The organism is Bradyrhizobium sp. 22 (assembly GCF_000482425.1).
In the GTDB taxonomy this organism is placed as follows: Bacteria; Pseudomonadota; Alphaproteobacteria; order Rhizobiales; family Xanthobacteraceae; genus Bradyrhizobium; species Bradyrhizobium japonicum_B.
Genome location: NZ_KI519400.1, coordinates 515,773 through 531,828, shown reverse-complemented (window position 1 = coordinate 531,828; position 16,056 = coordinate 515,773). Strand labels below are relative to the sequence as shown.

The window sequence follows — 16,056 nt, the reverse complement described above, 5'->3', positions numbered from 1 at the left end:
CGGGCAGCCCGATCGTCGAGGAGAGCCGAAGAATGACCATACGTCCGAATTCGATCGAAGCCCGCGACGTCGCGCGCGTCTTGCACCCTTACACCAACGCCGTCGTCCACGAGAGGACGGGACCCATGATGATCGAAAGCGGCGATGGCATCTACGTCGTCGACAACGAAGGCAATCGATACATCGAGGGGCTCGGCGGACTGTTCTGCGCCTCTCTTGGCTTCAGTGAGCAGCGGCTTGTCGATGCGGCGCACCGGCAGATGCAGCAGCTTCCATTCTATCACAGCTTTGGCGGCAAGTCGCACGACACGGCCGTCGAACTTGCTGAGCGACTGGTCGATCTCGCCCCCGTGCCGATGAGCAAGGTGTTCTTCGCCAGCTCCGGATCGGAAGCCAATGACACTGCGATCAAGATGGTCTGGTACTATCACAACGCGATCGGAAAGCCTGGCAAGAAGAAGATCATCTCGCGGATGCGCGCCTATCACGGCGTGACCATTGCCTCTGCAAGCCTCACGGGTCTCGTCAACAACCACCGCGATTTCGACCTTCCGATCAAGGGCATTCTGCATACCGAATGCCCGCTCCACTACCGCTATGCAGAGCCGGGAGAGAGCCCGGAAGACTTCGCGACGCGGTGCGCCGATGCGCTTGACCAGCTCATCCAGAAAGAAGGACCCGATACAGTCGCGGCATTCTTCGCCGAGCCCTTGATGGCGTCCGGCGGCTGCATCGTTCCGCCGCCGACCTACTACGAGAAGATCCAGGCGGTTCTGCGCAAGTACGAGATATTGCTGATTGCCGACGAGGTCATCTGCGGCTTTGCCCGCACCGGCAATATGTTCGGCTCCGAGACTTTCGGCATGAAGCCCGATATCATCACCATGGCGAAGCAGCTTTCGGCTGCATACCAGCCGATTGCGGCCGTGATGATCAACGAGAGGGTCTATGCGGCGATCCGCGAGGGAAGCGGCAAGATCGGCACTTTTGGTCACGGGTTCACCTATGGCGGCCATCCCGTCGCGACCGCTGTCGCCCTTGAGACTCTCAAGATCTATGAGGAGCGGGACATCGTGAACTATGTCCGCTCGATCATGGGCGATTTCCAGGAGGGTTTGCAGTCCTTTGCCGATCATCCGCTTGTGGGAAACGCGCGGGGCATCGGTCTGATCGGTGCGCTGGAGCTCGTCAGCAACAAGCCGACGAAAGAGGTGTTCGACCCCTCATGGGGGGTCGCGACCCAAGTGGGCGAGCGCGCCCTCAAGCATGGTCTGATCACGCGGGCGCTCGGCGACACCGTCAACTTCTGTCCGCCGATGATCATTTCCAAGTCGGAGATCGCGGACATGTATTCCCGCGCCCGGCTCGCTCTCGACGAGACGTACGCCTGGCTGCAGGCGGGCCGCCCCGCCGCCGCGGCTTGACTTCCTAGAGCGATCGCTGGGCCCGAGCAGCACCGCTCTCGCGGACCTTTACCGCTTTCACCCTACAAGGTTCTCAACGATGCGAAATTTCGAACTGCCCGGACGGTCCTTGGCCTATGCCAAAGGTGCGATGGCAGCGACGTCCCATCCGCTCTCGACGCTGACGGCGCTCGAGATCATGAAGGCGGGCGGCAATGCCATCGACGCCGCGATCGCAGCCTGCGCGGTGCAATGCGTCGTCGAGGCCGGATCGACGGGTATCGGCGGCGACTGTTTCGCGCTGTTTTCTGCCCCAGGACGTGCAAAGCCGATTGCTTATAACGGCTCCGGAAGAACACCGGCTGCGGCCGAAGCTGCGTGGTATGTCCGGCATGGTATCCGGAGCATCGACCGGCAGACGCCGCACGCGGTGACGGTTCCGGGGGCGGTGGAGGCATGGGCGACGCTCACAAAAGACCATGGCCGCCTTCCGTTTCGCGAGATCCTCGCCCCTGCCGTGGAGATAGCTCGCCGCGGTTATGTTCTGACGCCACGCGTCGCGTTCGATCTCGCCAACCAGACCAGCTTGCTCTGCGTGGACATCGGTTGTAGTGAGACATTTCTGATATCCGGCAATGCGCCGAAAGCCGGCTCCGTCCAGAGGCAGGAGAGGCTAGCCGACACGCTTGAGCTGATCGGCCGCGAAGGAGCGCGGGCCTTCTACGACGGCGACGTTGGCGCCGCACTCGCCCGCTTCCTGGCGGATAGGGGCGGTCTCCACACGAGCGCCGACTTCGCATCGGCGAAGGGTGAGTACACCGATCCGATCGCCATCGATTATCGCGGCCGCACGGTCTACGAATGCGGCCCGAACGGGCAGGGTATCATCGCTCTGATGATCATGAAGATCCTCTCCCGGTTCGAGCGATCCGGCTCGCCGCGGGACGTCGATAACCTCTATATCGAGGTGGAGGCGACGCGCTTGGCGTATGCGGCGCGGGATCGGTTGCTGGCGGATCCCGCGATGGCAACCGTGCCTGTGGATTATATGCTGTCCGACGACCTCGCGTCATCGCTGGCCGCAAAGATCGACTTGAACAAGGCGATCGGAGACATGCCGCCGTTCTCGGGCACCGAGCACAGCGATACGGTCTATATCTGCACCGTCGACAAGGATCGAAACGCGGTCAGCTTCATCAATTCTCTCTTCCATCCCTACGGCGCCGGCTTGATGGAGCCGAAGAGCGGCGTTCTGTTCCACAATCGCGCGCAGAGCTTTGTGATCGATCCGGAGCATCCCAACTGTATTGCGCCCCGCAAGCGGCCGCTGCACACGATCATTCCTGGCATGGTCTATCAGGAAGGCCGGCCCTCTCTGGCATTTGGCGTGATGGGCGGCCACTATCAGGCAATGGGTCATGCCCACTTCCTGGCCAGGCTTTACGAGTACGGGCTCGATCTGCAGTCCGCGGTGGACGAACCACGGCTGTTTCCGCTGCCGGGCACCACCACCGTCGAGGCGGAAGCGGGGCTTAGAGGTTCGATCGTCGAGGGGTTTGGCGAGCGCGGTCTCAAAGTTCAGGCGCCGCGTTGGCCGATAGGCGGGGCGCAGGCCATCGGGATCGACTGGCAGGGCGGCGTGCTCGTGGGCGCTTCGGACCATCGAAAGGACGGCTGCGCGCTTGGCTATTGATTTCACGCCGGCATCCGGGCGGCGCTCGCGCGCGGTCTCAAGCCTTGTCTTACCTATGCGGCGTCATCCGAGCGTGTGACGGCCGTGCACCCTGCAGAGGAAGGAAGTCGCATTGGATTCGACGAAGCGACCATAAACGAGATGGGATGGCGAGGAACATCACACCAAGAAAGATCAATAATTTGGAAGATGCTCGCCACGTTCGAACGCAGTGTCGCAGTTGGCGAGCGCAAAGTTGACTGAATGTCGATACCGGTGAATGTGCGTGCCCGGTTTGGACCTATCAATCGATAGCCTGGTCGCAGTTGACTCTCGTCAATCAGAGGAGCGCGTGTTCAGATATCATCCAGCGCGACGATCTTGATTGTGCGACGAATGCCCACTCTGGGCTGGTGAAGCCCAGTAAGGGCTTCTTTCGATTTCACGACAGAACAAGCCGGGTCTGGGGCGACGTTTTCTCGTTTAGGAGCTTCGCGGCCAGATTGCTGTGCGACTTTTCCTTTGTTTCCGTACCTTCACTCATTCGATACAGCGCAGAGGTCCGACGGTACAGACGAATCGCGCACTCGTCGTAGAATGGAATATCAGGGCGAACAAAACGGATGGTCTGTTCTGCCCGTCGCTGCAGGGCTCGGTTTGCTGCAGAACCGGAAATCGGATTGTTCGCGTCGGGGGTTCGATGCGCTCCCCGCTACCAAACGTACGATTTTGCATGCCAGACTACGATCTTTCACGGTCTTGCACCCGTGATGGCAGCCCTTCGGGCCCATGCGAAACTGCGTGGGGCGGGATGCGATTCCGAGACTCAGGAGTCGTCATCCAGCTTGGTTGCTATCGCGCGATAGGCGCGCAGCCACATGTGGTCAAGATCGAGATCCATCGGCAATGGCTGCGACGAGACGCGGGCGATGACCATCTCGTTCGCGGGATCGACGTAGATCCATTGGCCGTGGATGCCGACAGCGGCAAAGGGACTTTGGCTGCGATCGATCGTGTACCACTTGCTGCGATAGTTTCCGTTCGGAAAGACCTTCGTGAGGTCGCCCCGCGACCAGGCCTCGGCATTACCGTTGCGCCTGATGTCGTCGATCCACCAGGCCGGAACAATCTGTCGATCGCCGCTGAGTCCGTAGTTGCGCATCATTTCGCCGAAGCGCGCAAGATCGCGCAATGTGGCGCAGATGCCGCCGGCGGCGCGCGCAGCGCCACGGGAATCAACGGTGATGTAGGCGTCGTGCTGTGCGCCCATTGGTTGCCAGAGGTAGTGCGACAGGATCTTCGCGTAGGACATGCCGCAGGCGCGTTCATAGACCCAGCCAAGCACGTCGGTGTTGGTTGAGACATAGTGAAAGGTGTGTCCGTGTGGTGTGCCGTCCGGCCGCAGCGTTTGCAGATATTGCCGCAGATGGGTCGCTTGAATGCCTGCCTCCGGCGGCTCCCACCCGGTCGACCGTCGATACTTCATGACATCGCCATCGCGCGCCATGTAGTCCTCGTCGAAGTGGATGCCGACGCTCATGTCCAGCAGGTGCCGGACCGTGCAGCCGCCGCCATAGACCGACCCCTCCATTTCGGGGATATAACGCGTGACCGGCGCGTCCGGATCGAGCTTGCCGCAATCGGCGAGGATGCCGCCCAGCGTGCCCGCGATCGACTTGCTGACGGAGAAAATTAGATGCGGTGTGTCGGGCGCAAGGCCGTTAGCATACCACTCGGACACCACTTGCCCGCGGTGCATCACGACGATCCCGTCGGTGTGGCTCGTGCGGAGCGCTTTGCTCAGGTGTGTCGGCTCGCCGTTCCGGCCCGCGAAGTTAACGTCCTCAAGATATATCTGCCCGACGGATAGCGGAATCGACTCAGGCGAGCGCGCGATGTTGGCTGTTGGCAACAATTCGCGCACGTTGCGGAACGCCCATGTGCTGAACGGATGTTGCCGCCAATTGGCAAGCGTCACCTGCTGGTCTTCCATCGGCGGGAACGCCGCCATGATGTGATGGGGTTTCATTCTTGTCCCGTCTTGATGTCAGGGCGTTACGATCAGGTCCGCTTGGGCGTTCGGCAATCAACCGGGTGGTGGACTCCCGCCCACGCGGCGGTGAGACTGCCCAGTCAATCAACCCTTCGGTGGAGGGCCGGATGACGCGGCGCCTGCGTTCGGCAGCAAGTGGAGGCGCTGGTCCGGAAATTGCTTGACTAAACGTGGTGCCTGTCCCAGCGTCGCCTGCGCGAGGACACGGCAGATGTCCCGAACGGAGTGGAATCGAGGAGGGTAGGCCATGCTGATGCTCATGGGCCGCTCGGACCCTGCAACGAGCGAAGCGGTGCATTTTGCCCAGTCCATGCTGGAGGGGTCGGCGACTGCTTTCTACGAGGTCGATGAGGGCTATAACCTTCGGCGCTTCCTGTTGTCGGGGATTCCGGAGCCGTTTCACCGACAGTATCTCGACGGTATGAGCGAGTTTGACCCGCAGCATCCGCGTCATGCGGGGGGCCTTGCGGTCGCGCGGTTGAGCAACACGATTGCCCACCGGCAACCGCGCGAGACGGCGCTGTACCGCTCCTTCGTCGATCAATGTGGCATCGTCGACATGGTAGATTTCTTCTTTCGGCGCGACGATCAGATCGTCGCCGGTATGAGCGTCGCATGGGATAGGGATGCAAGGATCCCGGAGGGTGCCGTCACCATTGCCGAGAAGATACATCAGTATCTTCAGTTCAACCTGGTTGGTCGCGCTGCCGCGCCTGAGGACGGGCAACGCTATGGCCTGACCAGTCGCGAGATGGATGTCGTGCGACTTCTTTGCTGTGGTCGTACGAACCGCGAGATCGCGCAGTGTCTCAACATCGCGCACGCTACCGTGAAGACCCACCTGATCCACATCTTCGAGAAGCTCGGCGTCGAGACGCGCTCCGCGGTGGTGGCGCTGATGGCGCGGCCGAACTAGCGGCCACGCCTCCTTGCGTCAGCCGATCGCGAGCCCGTGGTCGATCGCGCTTGCGATCGATTTGGCGTCGTCTGCCGTAATGATCAGCGGCGGCGAGAGGATGATGTTGCTGCCGGATACGCGCACCATCACACCGGCATCGTAGATCGCATCGGCAATTGCTCCGACGCGCTTTTTTTCGAGCGCCTTCTTGCTGTCGCGGTCAGCGACGAGCTCGAGCGCCGCCATCAGGCCCCTGCCGCGGACATCGCCGACGATCTCGTGCTTCTGCTTGAGCGCCGCGAGCGCCCCGTTGAGCACCGCGCCGGAGGCCGCGGCCCTGGCGTCGAGCTGCAGTCGCTTCGTTTCGGCGAGCGCGGCGACGCCGGCCGCGCAACCGACAGGATGGCCGGAATAGGTGTAGCCGTGGCCGATCGAGCCGAAACTCGTCTCGTCGCTCTCGAAGGCCTCGGCGACCGTCTCGCCGATCATGGTCGCGCCCAGCGGGAAATAGCCCGATGTGACGGCCTTTGCGATCGTCATCATGTCCGGCTTGACGTCCCAGAGCCGCGCGCCGGACCAAGCGCCGGTGCGGCCGAAGCCGGTGACGACCTCGTCCGAGATCAGGAGAATGCCGTAGCGATCGCAGATTTCGCGCACCAGGCCCATAAAACTCTCGTGCGGCACGATGACGCCACCGGCGCCGAGCACCGGCTCCATGATGAAAGCTGCGATGGTGTCGGCGCCCTGGAACTCGATCTCGTCGACGAGCGCATTGGCGCAGAGCTTGGCGAGCTTGGCCGGATCGGCCTCGTTGAACGGGTTGCGGTAGGTCCAGGGAGCTGGGATGTGATAGACGCCGGGCAACAGCGGCTCGTAGTTGCGGCGGAAATTGGCATTGCCGTTCACCGATGCGCCGCCGAAATGCGTGCCATGATAGCCCTTCTTCAGCGCCAGGAACTTTGTGCGGTCGCGCTGGCCCTTGATTTTCCAATATTGCCGTGCGAGCCGCAGCGCGGTCTCGACGGAGTCAGAGCCGCCCGAGGTAAAGAACGCGCGCACCATGCCTTCCGGCTTGAACCACTCAGTGAGCTCATAGGCGAGCTCGATCGCAGGCCCCGTCGAAACGCCGCGAAAGCCGGAATAATAGGGCAGCTCGTCGAGCTGGTCTGCGATCGCCTTCTTGATGGGATCGCAGCTATAGCCGAGCGTCACGTTCCAGAGGCCGCCGACTGCGTCGAGTACGGTCTTGCCTTCGATGTCGGTGACGTGGATGCCTTCACCCTTCATGATGATCCGGGGCGGATGGTCCTGCATATCCTTGGGATGCGCCATCGGATGCCAGATGCGGCGGGCATTGTTCTCGACCAGAAAGTTGATTTCGCGCATGGAAGGCTCCGTGTCGTCAGTCGAAGGCAAGGCCGAGCATTTGCAGGGCTTGCCGGTAAGAGTCTCGGGGGTGTCGGACGTCGAACCAGACGGTAGGCAATCCGCAGGCGATCGCGCCTTTGATGTTGCGTTCCTGATCGTCCACGAACACGCAAGCCTGCGGCGCGAGCCCGAGAGCATCGCACACGGCGCCATAGGCGCGGGGGTCGGGCTTCAGGATGCCGGTATGCGTGGCGTCGACGATAACGTCGAAATGCCCGAGCAGCGGTAGCCTGCGCCGAAATTCCGCGCCGTAGAACAGGTCAAGCTCGTTGGAGAGAATGGCGAGCTTGCGCCCGGCATTGCGTGCGATCCGGATGGCGCGATCGGCCTCGGGGCGGATCACCAGCGTCGGATCGGCGCCGCGCGCGCGGCGGACGAAGGTCTGCATGTCGTCCCAGTTCTCGCCGACGAGCCTGCCGACCTCGCGGCTGCGGGTCAGCCAGTAGTCGCGCTCGGACAGTTCGCCGCGCTGCATCGCTGACCAGAGCGGATCGGTGTCCTCGGCGAACGGCCCATGCCAGGTCAGCGTTCCCTTCGCCAGGCCGAGCGCGGCTTCCGTCGCGTCGTGGGTTTCGAACAGGGTCTTTGAGATCACCCCGCCGAAATCCAGCACCAGCGCGCTTGCCGCGGATACGCTCATGTCCGCCTCACCGGAATCTTGCCGGCTGGAACGACGCCATCGGCCACCCAGCGGTCGAAGATTGCCAGTACCTTCGCGACGAAGCCCGGGTGGTTGATGTGGTCCTTGATCACGTGAAGCTCGACCGGCGGACGGATCGCGGCCCGCATTTCCGTGACGAAGGCGCCAAGGCCTTCGGGGTCATACAGCGGCTCCGCTTCCTGATCCCATTGCTGGATACCGCCGGTCGGAAGGACGAAGGCAACTGGCGCAGTCGCCTCTGCAAGCTTCGCGGCGATGGCGCGCGCGATCCGGCGACGATCGTCGGCCCCGGAGGTCGCGGACGCAAGCAGGCGGTTATGTGCATGGAAGGGGCGATCGGCGAGCTCGGTCGGCACCGGCAGCCAGGCGGGAAAGTCCACCATGTCGATGGCACCGGGTGCCACGATCTGCGGAATGCCGCTTTGGCCGGCGTTCGTCAGACGGTCCGAGCCGGAGTTCACCACAGAGCCCATCAACTGATTGGCGACCTCCTGCAGGCTGAGGTCGAGCACCGCGGCAAACCCGCTTTGCGCTGCGATCGATTCCATCGCACGGCCACCCATGCCGGTGGTATGGAACACCACAACCTCGTAGCCGCGTGCCTCGAGCTGCGGCTTCAGCTCCACCATGTAGCTGAGGCAGCTCTTGCCGAGTGACGTCAGTGCTACGATCGGTCGATCGGGCTGCGGTCTGGCCGCGCTGCGGGCCGCGCCGACGATCGCGCCGCAGGCCTGCGACAGCACCGCTGTGCAGGTGCCATTGAGCCCGTAGAGACCGCCGGCCCACAGGATCATCATCAGATCCGCGGCGATGCGTTCTGGCGGAATCAGATGAGAGAAGGCGATGGTCGACACGATCAGCTTTGGAAAGCCGAGCGGCAGGAAGAGCGCGACATCGAGCGCGAGGTCGGTGCCCATTGTGCCACCGATCGCGATCATGGCGTCGATCCGACCCTCGTCGCACAGTTGTCGTGTCAGCCGCGCAGCGCCGCGCGCCATCAGCGTCATCGAGGTGTTTTCGTCGCCGCTCGCGATCACCCCCGTAATCGTCGTGTCGGCGGCGGCGGCCACCGCGTGCTTATCGTATGCGGCGGTGTACGGCGGATCGCCGAGCACGCTGATGTCCATCATGACCGTCTCGCCGCCGGCATCATCGATGCAGCGCTGCATGAACAGAAGCTCGTCGGACTTCGTGTCGCCGGTGCCGATCAGCAAAATGCGCGGACGTGATCTGTTGGTCATGTGTTCGGAATGCCGGTGCCGGGCGAAGGGAGCGCGCAACGGCGCAGGCCCGCGCGCGGGGTGATTGTCGCCGGCGACGTTATGAGCTTGCTGCGATGCAGGACATCCACCTATCGGTGGATTGTTAAAGACGTCGCGTGGAAGCTGAATGAAAGCATGATCGCAATCGGCTGCGCAATCGCCGATACAGTCTCCACACCCGGGCTCGCTCATGCTGCAATCCGAAATCGATGCGCTGCGAACAGCGGCCATTTCACCGCAGCGGCATTTCATTGCGGGTGCTGCGGTGGACGGTGCAGGCGGTGCCAGGCTGGACGTGCTCTCTCCGATCGACGGTCAATGGCTGACGACGATCGCCGACGGCGGTGCCGCCGATATCGATCGCGCAGTGCAGGCAGCACGAAGAGCCTACGACAACGGGGCCTGGTCGCGCGCCGCGCCCGCGGAACGCAAGAAGATCTTGCTGCAATTCGCGGCGCTGATCGAACGCCACGCGATGGAGCTCGCCGTGCTCGGCGTGCGCGACAACGGCACTGAGATCGGCATGGCGTACAAGGCCGAGCCGCTCTCGGCGGTCGCGACGATTCGCTATTACGCCGAGGCGATCGACAAGATCTATGGCGAGATCGCGCCCACGGCGCGCGACGTGCTGGGCCTCATTCACCGCGAGCCGCTCGGCGTGGTTGGCGTGATCGTGCCCTGGAATTTCCCGTTGATGATCGGCGCGTGGAAAATCGCGCCTGCGCTGGCCGCCGGCAATTCCGTGGTGGTGAAGCCGCCGGAAACCGCCTCGCTTACGCTGTTGCGTCTGGCGGCGCTCGCGAGCGAGGCCGGCATGCCCGACGGCGTGCTCAACGTCGTCACCGGGCGCGGCGCGACCGCGGGCGAGGCACTGGCGCTGCATATGGATGTCGACGTGCTGGCGTTCACTGGATCCGGTCCGGTCGGACGACGGCTACTGGAATACTCGGCACGCTCCAACCTGAAGCGGGTCTATCTCGAGCTCGGGGGCAAATCGCCCAACGTCGTGTTCTCCGATGTCCCGGATATCAAGCAGGCCGCAAAAGTCTCGGCGAATGGCATCTTCCGCAACTCCGGGCAGGTCTGCGTCGCCGGCTCGCGAATGCTGGTGCAATCGGGCATCTACGACCAGTTCATGAGTGAGCTGCTCGCGGCGACCGCCAAGCTCAGGATCGGCGATCCTCTCGATCTCGCCTTCGACATCGGTGCCGTCCACACCAAAGCGCAGCTGCGGAAGAATTTCGATGCCGTGCAGCGGGCGGAGGAGGCCGGTGCCGAGCGCATGTGCGGCGGGGGGCGTCTCCACGAAGAGAGTGGCGGCTACTACATGGCGCCGACGATTCTTGCCGGGGTGGATCCCGGAATGGACCTCTGGCGCGAAGAGGTCTTCGGGCCGGTGCTTGCGGTGACCCGCTTCGAGGATGAGGAGGAAGCGGCGCAGCTCGCCAATGCGAGCGCCTATGGACTGGCCGCTGCGGTCTGGACCGGGTCGCTCCGCACGGCACACCGGATGGTGCGCGCGATCAATGCCGGCGTCGTGCACGTCAACACCTATGGCGGCACCGACGTGACGGTTCCGCTCGGTGGCTTCAAGCAGTCCGGCTTCGGTCGCGACAAGTCGCTGCATGCCTTCGATGAGTATACCGATCGGAAAACCGCCTGGATCGCGCTATGACTGCGGCAACTGAGTCCCGAGCGACGGAGCTCGGCCGGTTGATCGACGCCGAGCAGGCGCGTTTTCTGCGCCTGCATCCGCGCTCCGCAGCCGCGTGGCGGGAAGGGCAGCGTCATTTCCTCTATGGCGCGCCGTCCCACTGGATGCGGCGCTGGGCCGGGGGATTTCCGATCTATGTCGAAGCCGCCTCGGGGGCTCGTCTTCGCGACATCGATAACCGCGACTACGTGGATTTCTGCCTCGGCGACACCGGCGCGATGTGCGGTCACGCGCCGGAGGCCGTCACGCGCGCGGTGACGCGGCAGATCAGCCGCGGCGCTACCATGATGTTGCCGACCGAGGACAGCCTCTGGGTCGGCGCCGAGCTGTCCCGCCGCTTCGGTCCTCGGTACTGGACCCTGACGACGTCCGCTACCGACGCCAATCGTGCCGCCATCCGCATTGCGCGCATGATCACTGGACGGACCAAGGTTCTGGTCTTCTCGGGCTGTTATCACGGCGGTGTCGATGAGGCGCATGTCGAGATCCGCGAAGGGCGGATTGGGTTGCGTAACATGATCCACCCGAACGCCGTCGACTATGATGCTGTGACCAGGATCGTCGAGTTCAACGACATCGCGGCGGTGGAGGCTGCGCTCGCAGCGGGCGACGTCGCTTGCGTGCTCACCGAGCCGGTGATGACGAATTTCGGGATGATCCCGGTCGCGGACGGCTTTCACCAAAGTTTGCGGGAAGCGACGCGGCGGGCCGGCACGGTGCTGGTCATCGACGAGACGCACACACTGTCCTGCGGGCCCGGTGGCTATATCGCGCTGCACGGCCTCGAGCCGGATATCTTTGTCGCTGGCAAGGCGATCGCCGGTGGGATCCCGGCCGGCATCTTCGGTCTCGACCAAGCGACCGCCGAACGGCTCTGGCGCATCGCTCCTCTCGTCAATCCGCGGCAACGGCAATCGGCGCATCTCGGCTTTGGCGGCACGCTGGCCGGCGGCGCTCTGGCCGTTGCGGCCATGCGCGCGGTGCTGGAAGAGGTGCTGACCGCGCCCGCCTATGCCGGGATGATCGCGCATGCCGAACGACTGGCCGCGCACGCTCGCGACGTCATCTCGCGGAACGATCTGCCCTGGCATGTGACCCAGATCGGCGCTCGCATCGAGATTATGTTCATGCCGAACGCGCCACGCAACGGCGCCGACGTGATCGCCGGACGACAGCCCGATCTCGAGACGTTGATGCACGCCTTCTATATGAACGAAGGCATCTTGATCACGCCATTCCACGGCATGCTGTTGACGTGTCCGGCGACGTCGGGGGCCGACGTTGAATGGCACGGCGACGTGTTCGAGCGTTTTGTTGCGCTGGTGAACGATGCGGGAGTGGCCTGACCATGACACCGCCGTTCGACCTGACCGAACGTGTCGCGCTGGTCACAGGGGGCGGGCGGGGCATTGGGGCCGCAATCGTGACGCGCCTCGCGGAAGCAGGCGCCCGGGTCGTCATCGCCAATCGTTCCCAGGACGTCGCCGACGCATTTGCGGCCGATTTGATCCGCCGTGGTCTTGCTGTGAGCACGGCACCATTCGACAAGCTGGACCGGTCCGCTCTGGGCGTGCTCGTCGATTGCGTGACCGGCCGGTTCGGCCGGCTCGATATCCTCGTCCACAACGCCGGCGGTTGCCCCTGGGCGGCGCTGGATGACCTTGACGAGGACAAGCTCGAAGAGGCCTTGTCGATCAACCTCACCGCGGCGATCTGGCTCATCCAGGCTGCCGTGCCCCATATGCGTATCAGGCGTTATGGCCGCATTCTGGTGACATCGTCGATCTCCTCGCGCCTGACCATGGGCGGCGGCGCGCACTATTCCGCAGCCAAAGCCGGCGTCAACGCATTCATTCGCGGCGCTGCGTTCGAACTCGCGCGAGATGGGATCACCGCCAATGTCGTCGAGCCCGGCTTTATCGCCAAGCCGGGGCGCGGGTCGTTAAGCACTGCGGAAAACTTGTCGCGGATCGCGCGGCACGTTCCGATGGGACGCATCGGCACAGCGGACGACGTCGCCTACGCCATGCTCTATCTCGCTTCCGAGCAGGCGAGCTACGTGACAGGGCAGAGCATCGTGGTCGACGGCGGGACTACGCTTCCCGAAACCGGCTTTGCCGTCGAACGGCAATGGAGCTGACGCGCCTTGCGGCAGTCTCATCAACCGAACGGCTGATTGTGACCCACACGCATGCGGAACAAGCTGCCCACACAATCGGGATCGGGGAATGAGCGAGATCAAGACCAGCACCGATACGCTGTTCAGGAACGGCAGAATCTATACCGTTAATCGCGACCAGCCTTGGGCGAGTTGCGCGGCGGTGAAGGCCGGACGCTTCGTGGCCGTCGGCGAGGAGGGCGACGTCACATCCTTCGTCGGCCGCGACACCAACGTGATCGACCTCGGCGGTCGTACCGCCATGCCAGGCATCATCGACATCCACAACCACATCATGATGGGCGGGCAGGCCGACCTTTACGAGCTGCGCTTCCCGTCGAGCCACTCGATTGCCCAGATCGCCGCCGCCGTGAAGGAGGCGGCCGCGAAGGCTGCTCCCGGAAGCTGGATCGTCGGCGGTCAGTTCGGCAACGACCTCTTGTCCAAGCTCAACACCGATGCCGCCGCCGCCGAGCTCAATGCTGCGAGCCTCGGCCATCCCGTGCTGCTGCGCGACGACAGCTATCACAATCGCTGGGCCAGCCGTGAAGCCTTGCGGATCGCGGCTGTCGATGCGGAGACGCCAAATCCTGTCGACGGCGAGATTGGCCGGGACCTCGAGAGCGGCCGCCTGACCGGGTTAATGGTGGAAGCAGCCTCAGGCATCATCGAGCGCGCGCTGGCCAAGGCCGGACACTATACGCCGGAGATGGACCGCGCGGCGGTCGCCCGCTCGATCGGCGTCCTGAATTCGTTCGGCGTCACCGGTTTCGTAGATGCCGCGAGCATGCAGCCGATCCTGGCGGCGTTGAAGGGGCTCGATGATCGCGGCGAGCTGTCGGCCTGGGCCGTCTGCGCCATGCCGATCGTGGAGCCCGGCTTCATGTTCGGAACGGCAGGCGAGGAGCTGTTCGCGCTGCGCGACCAGTACCGCTCCGCCCATGTGAAGCCCGACTACGCGAAGATGTTTCTGGACGGCGTGCCCGGCGCCAAGACGGCCGCGTTTCACGAGCCCTATGTCGCCGATCCAGTGCGCGGCTGCTGCTTCCGCGGCGCAACCATGCTGACAGTGCCAGAGCTGATCCGCTGGCTCGGCAAATGCGAGAAGCTCGGGCTTGCGGCCAAGATCCATTGCGCAGGCGATGCGGCCGTCACGCAGGCGCTCGATGCCATCGAGGTGGTGCGCTCGTTCAACGGGCCGACCGCGCTCATCCATCACATCGCGCATGCGAGCTACATTACGCAGGACGACATCCCGCGCTTCGCCGAGTTCGGCGTCGCCGCCGACCTGTCGCCGATCATCTGGTTTCCGACTGTATTCCTGGAGGCGCACAAGGCCGCGATGGGCGCGGAGCGGGCGCAGCGCTTCTGGCCCAATCGCGATCTCAAGATCGCCGGCGCGCTGATGGCAGGTGGCTCCGATTGGCCTGTGATCCCGAATCCAGATCCCTGGCACGGCATCGAGGGCATGGTGACGCGGCGCAATCCCGCCGGCGACTTTCCCGGGGCGTCGCTCTGGCCGGAGCAGGCACTTGACCTCGAAACGGTCATTGAGATCTACACCATCAATGCTGCGCGCGCGGCAGGCCTCGGCGGCATCACGGGATCGATCGAGGTCGGCAAGTCCGCCGACCTGATCGTGCTCGATCAGGCGCTATTCAATATCCCGGCCGATCAGATCGCGGCGACCAATGTCGAGATGACCTTCTTCGAGGGTCGCAAGGTCTATGAGCGCAGCCAATGACCCGTGAACCCCTCATTCCCGTAACCGTGCTGACCGGCTTTCTCGGCAGCGGCAAGACCACGGTCCTCAATCATTTGCTGCGCCAGCCCGGCATGGACGGGACGGTGGCAATCATCAACGAGTTCGGCGAGGTCGGGCTCGATCATCTCCTGGTGGAGACGAGCGAGGAGCGGTTCGCCCTGCTCGACAATGGCTGCATCTGCTGCTCGGTCCGCGAGGACCTCGTCACGCTTCTCGAAGACTTGTCGTCGCGCGCTGCCTCCGGGGCGATGTCGCCGATCCGGCGCGTCCTCATCGAAACCACGGGTCTCGCCGACCCCGTGCCTGTGTTGCATACACTGATGACGGCACCTGGCGTGGTAGCCGGCTATCGCATCGACGGCGTCGTCGCCACCGTCGATGCGATCAATGCGCTCCGCACACTCGATAATCACGCCGAGGCGGTCAAGCAGATTGCGGTCGCGGACCGCATTCTCCTGACCAAGGCAGACCTTGCCGAGGCGGACGCCGTTGCAGTGGTAGAGCAGCGGATCCGCGCGATCAATCCGACCGTCTCAGTCGTACGCGTGAACCATGGATCGATTGAGCCCATCGCTATCTTCGAGGCCGGCCTGTTCGCGCCACACACCAGGTCGGAGCAGGTTGCAAGCTGGTTCGTCACCGCCGCGGCTGCGACGGCCGCCGCCCATCATCACGACCATCACGCGCACGGCTCGCGCATCTCCTCCTTCAGTCTCATCGTGAGCGAGCCGATCCGCTGGGCGGCGTTCTCGCGCTGGCTCGATTATGTCGCGGCCCTCAAGGGCGACGACCTCTTGCGCTTCAAGGCGCTGGTCAACGTCGCCGACCGGCCGCAGGGACCAGTGGTGGTCCATGCCGTGCAGCACGTGCTGCACCCGCCGATCGCGCTGGACACTTGGCCGTCCGACGACCGCAGTTCGCGCCTCGTCTTCATCGTTCGCGACATCCCGCGTGAGGCGATCGAGGGCACGCTCGCCCGGTTCGGAGAGATCGGTCGCGAGAGCATCACGCGCCCGGCCGCGTGACATGGAACGGCTTTCAA

The 16,056-nt window shown here is 63.8% G+C and carries 13 protein-coding genes; 9 read left to right on the top strand and 4 right to left on the bottom strand.

Translation table 11 applies throughout. From position 1 onward, the window contains the following. The first annotated feature begins 32 nt into the window (after nt 1-32). Entirely contained in the window at nt 33-1,424 is a 1,392-nt protein-coding gene (locus K410_RS0127945) for an aspartate aminotransferase family protein (protein WP_028137934.1), read from the top strand. A 79-nt stretch (nt 1,425-1,503) separates the two neighbouring features. Then, complete coding sequence (locus K410_RS0127940; RefSeq protein ID WP_028137933.1) at nt 1,504-3,096, top strand: gamma-glutamyltransferase family protein; 1,593 nt, start codon at nt 1,504-1,506, stop codon at nt 3,094-3,096. 805 nt (nt 3,097-3,901) lie between these two features. Here the strand turns inward: K410_RS0127940 and K410_RS0127935 are convergent. Continuing rightward, nucleotides 3,902-5,104 (bottom strand): serine hydrolase domain-containing protein, encoded by a 1,203-nt coding sequence (locus K410_RS0127935; protein ID WP_028137932.1) that lies wholly within the window; start codon nt 5,102-5,104, stop codon nt 3,902-3,904. Nucleotides 5,105-5,864: 760 nt separating this feature from the next. Between K410_RS0127935 and K410_RS41560 the strand changes: the two genes are divergently transcribed. Further along, a complete protein-coding gene (locus K410_RS41560; RefSeq protein WP_433994216.1) occupies nt 5,865-6,044 on the top strand; it encodes a response regulator transcription factor in 180 nt (59 codons plus the stop codon). An 18-nt stretch (nt 6,045-6,062) separates the two neighbouring features. On the opposite strand, the gene K410_RS0127925 is transcribed toward K410_RS41560, so the two are convergent. Genes K410_RS0127925 through K410_RS0127915 form a run of 3 tightly spaced genes read right to left on the bottom strand, consistent with a single transcriptional unit; the run spans nt 6,063 to nt 9,290 of the window. Beyond that, the gene (locus K410_RS0127925) at nt 6,063-7,412 is read right to left on the bottom strand and encodes an aminotransferase class III-fold pyridoxal phosphate-dependent enzyme (RefSeq protein WP_028137930.1); all 1,350 of its coding nucleotides are present in this window, start codon (nt 7,410-7,412) and stop codon (nt 6,063-6,065) included. 16 nt (nt 7,413-7,428) lie between these two features. Then, on the bottom strand, nt 7,429-8,094 hold the full coding sequence (locus tag K410_RS0127920; RefSeq protein WP_028137929.1) for an HAD family hydrolase: 666 nt from the start codon (nt 8,092-8,094) through the stop codon (nt 7,429-7,431). Beyond that, entirely contained in the window at nt 8,091-9,290 is a 1,200-nt protein-coding gene (locus tag K410_RS0127915; protein WP_245269590.1) for a Tm-1-like ATP-binding domain-containing protein, read from the bottom strand. Before K410_RS0127915 ends, K410_RS0127920 begins: the two co-directional genes overlap by 4 nt. Between K410_RS0127915 and K410_RS41075 the strand changes: the two genes are divergently transcribed. The 6 genes from K410_RS41075 to K410_RS0127890 all read left to right on the top strand — a co-directional run bounded on the left by K410_RS41075 (nt 9,235) and on the right by K410_RS0127890 (nt 16,039). After that, on the top strand, nt 9,235-9,420 hold the full coding sequence (locus tag K410_RS41075; protein WP_245269606.1) for a hypothetical protein: 186 nt from the start codon (nt 9,235-9,237) through the stop codon (nt 9,418-9,420). The two genes, K410_RS0127915 and K410_RS41075, sit on opposite strands and share 56 nt — an antisense overlap. Before the next feature lie 150 nt (nt 9,421-9,570). Beyond that, entirely contained in the window at nt 9,571-11,052 is a 1,482-nt protein-coding gene (locus tag K410_RS0127910; RefSeq protein WP_210164248.1) for an aldehyde dehydrogenase family protein, read from the top strand. Next, nucleotides 11,049-12,437, top strand: a complete 1,389-nt coding sequence (locus K410_RS0127905; RefSeq protein WP_028137926.1) for a transaminase — start codon at nt 11,049-11,051, stop codon at nt 12,435-12,437. Before K410_RS0127910 ends, K410_RS0127905 begins: the two co-directional genes overlap by 4 nt. Nucleotides 12,438-12,439: 2 nt before the next feature. Beyond that, entirely contained in the window at nt 12,440-13,231 is a 792-nt protein-coding gene (locus tag K410_RS0127900; RefSeq protein ID WP_049820360.1) for an SDR family oxidoreductase, read from the top strand. Nucleotides 13,232-13,319: 88 nt separating this feature from the next. Further along, nucleotides 13,320-14,993 (top strand): amidohydrolase, encoded by a 1,674-nt coding sequence (locus K410_RS0127895; RefSeq protein ID WP_028137924.1) that lies wholly within the window; start codon nt 13,320-13,322, stop codon nt 14,991-14,993. Continuing rightward, nucleotides 14,990-16,039, top strand: a complete 1,050-nt coding sequence (locus K410_RS0127890) for a CobW family GTP-binding protein (protein ID WP_028137923.1) — start codon at nt 14,990-14,992, stop codon at nt 16,037-16,039. Before K410_RS0127895 ends, K410_RS0127890 begins: the two co-directional genes overlap by 4 nt. Nucleotides 16,040-16,056: the final 17 nt, after the last annotated feature.

Bases quoted from the DNA above. Each gene is read 5' to 3' on its own strand.
- K410_RS0127945 (WP_028137934.1), top strand. From the start codon at position 33: ATGACCATACGTCCGAATTCGATCGAAGCCCGCGACGTCGCGCGCGTC.
- K410_RS0127940 (WP_028137933.1), top strand. From the start codon at position 1,504: ATGCGAAATTTCGAACTGCCCGGACGGTCCTTGGCCTATGCCAAAGGT.
- K410_RS0127935 (WP_028137932.1), bottom strand. From the start codon at position 5,104: ATGAAACCCCATCACATCATGGCGGCGTTCCCGCCGATGGAAGACCAG.
- K410_RS0127925 (WP_028137930.1), bottom strand. From the start codon at position 7,412: ATGCGCGAAATCAACTTTCTGGTCGAGAACAATGCCCGCCGCATCTGG.
- K410_RS0127920 (WP_028137929.1), bottom strand. From the start codon at position 8,094: ATGAGCGTATCCGCGGCAAGCGCGCTGGTGCTGGATTTCGGCGGGGTG.
- K410_RS41075 (WP_245269606.1), top strand. From the start codon at position 9,235: ATGTCCATCATGACCGTCTCGCCGCCGGCATCATCGATGCAGCGCTGC.
- K410_RS0127905 (WP_028137926.1), top strand. From the start codon at position 11,049: ATGACTGCGGCAACTGAGTCCCGAGCGACGGAGCTCGGCCGGTTGATC.
- K410_RS0127900 (WP_049820360.1), top strand. From the start codon at position 12,440: ATGACACCGCCGTTCGACCTGACCGAACGTGTCGCGCTGGTCACAGGG.
- K410_RS0127895 (WP_028137924.1), top strand. From the start codon at position 13,320: ATGAGCGAGATCAAGACCAGCACCGATACGCTGTTCAGGAACGGCAGA.
- K410_RS0127890 (WP_028137923.1), top strand. From the start codon at position 14,990: ATGACCCGTGAACCCCTCATTCCCGTAACCGTGCTGACCGGCTTTCTC.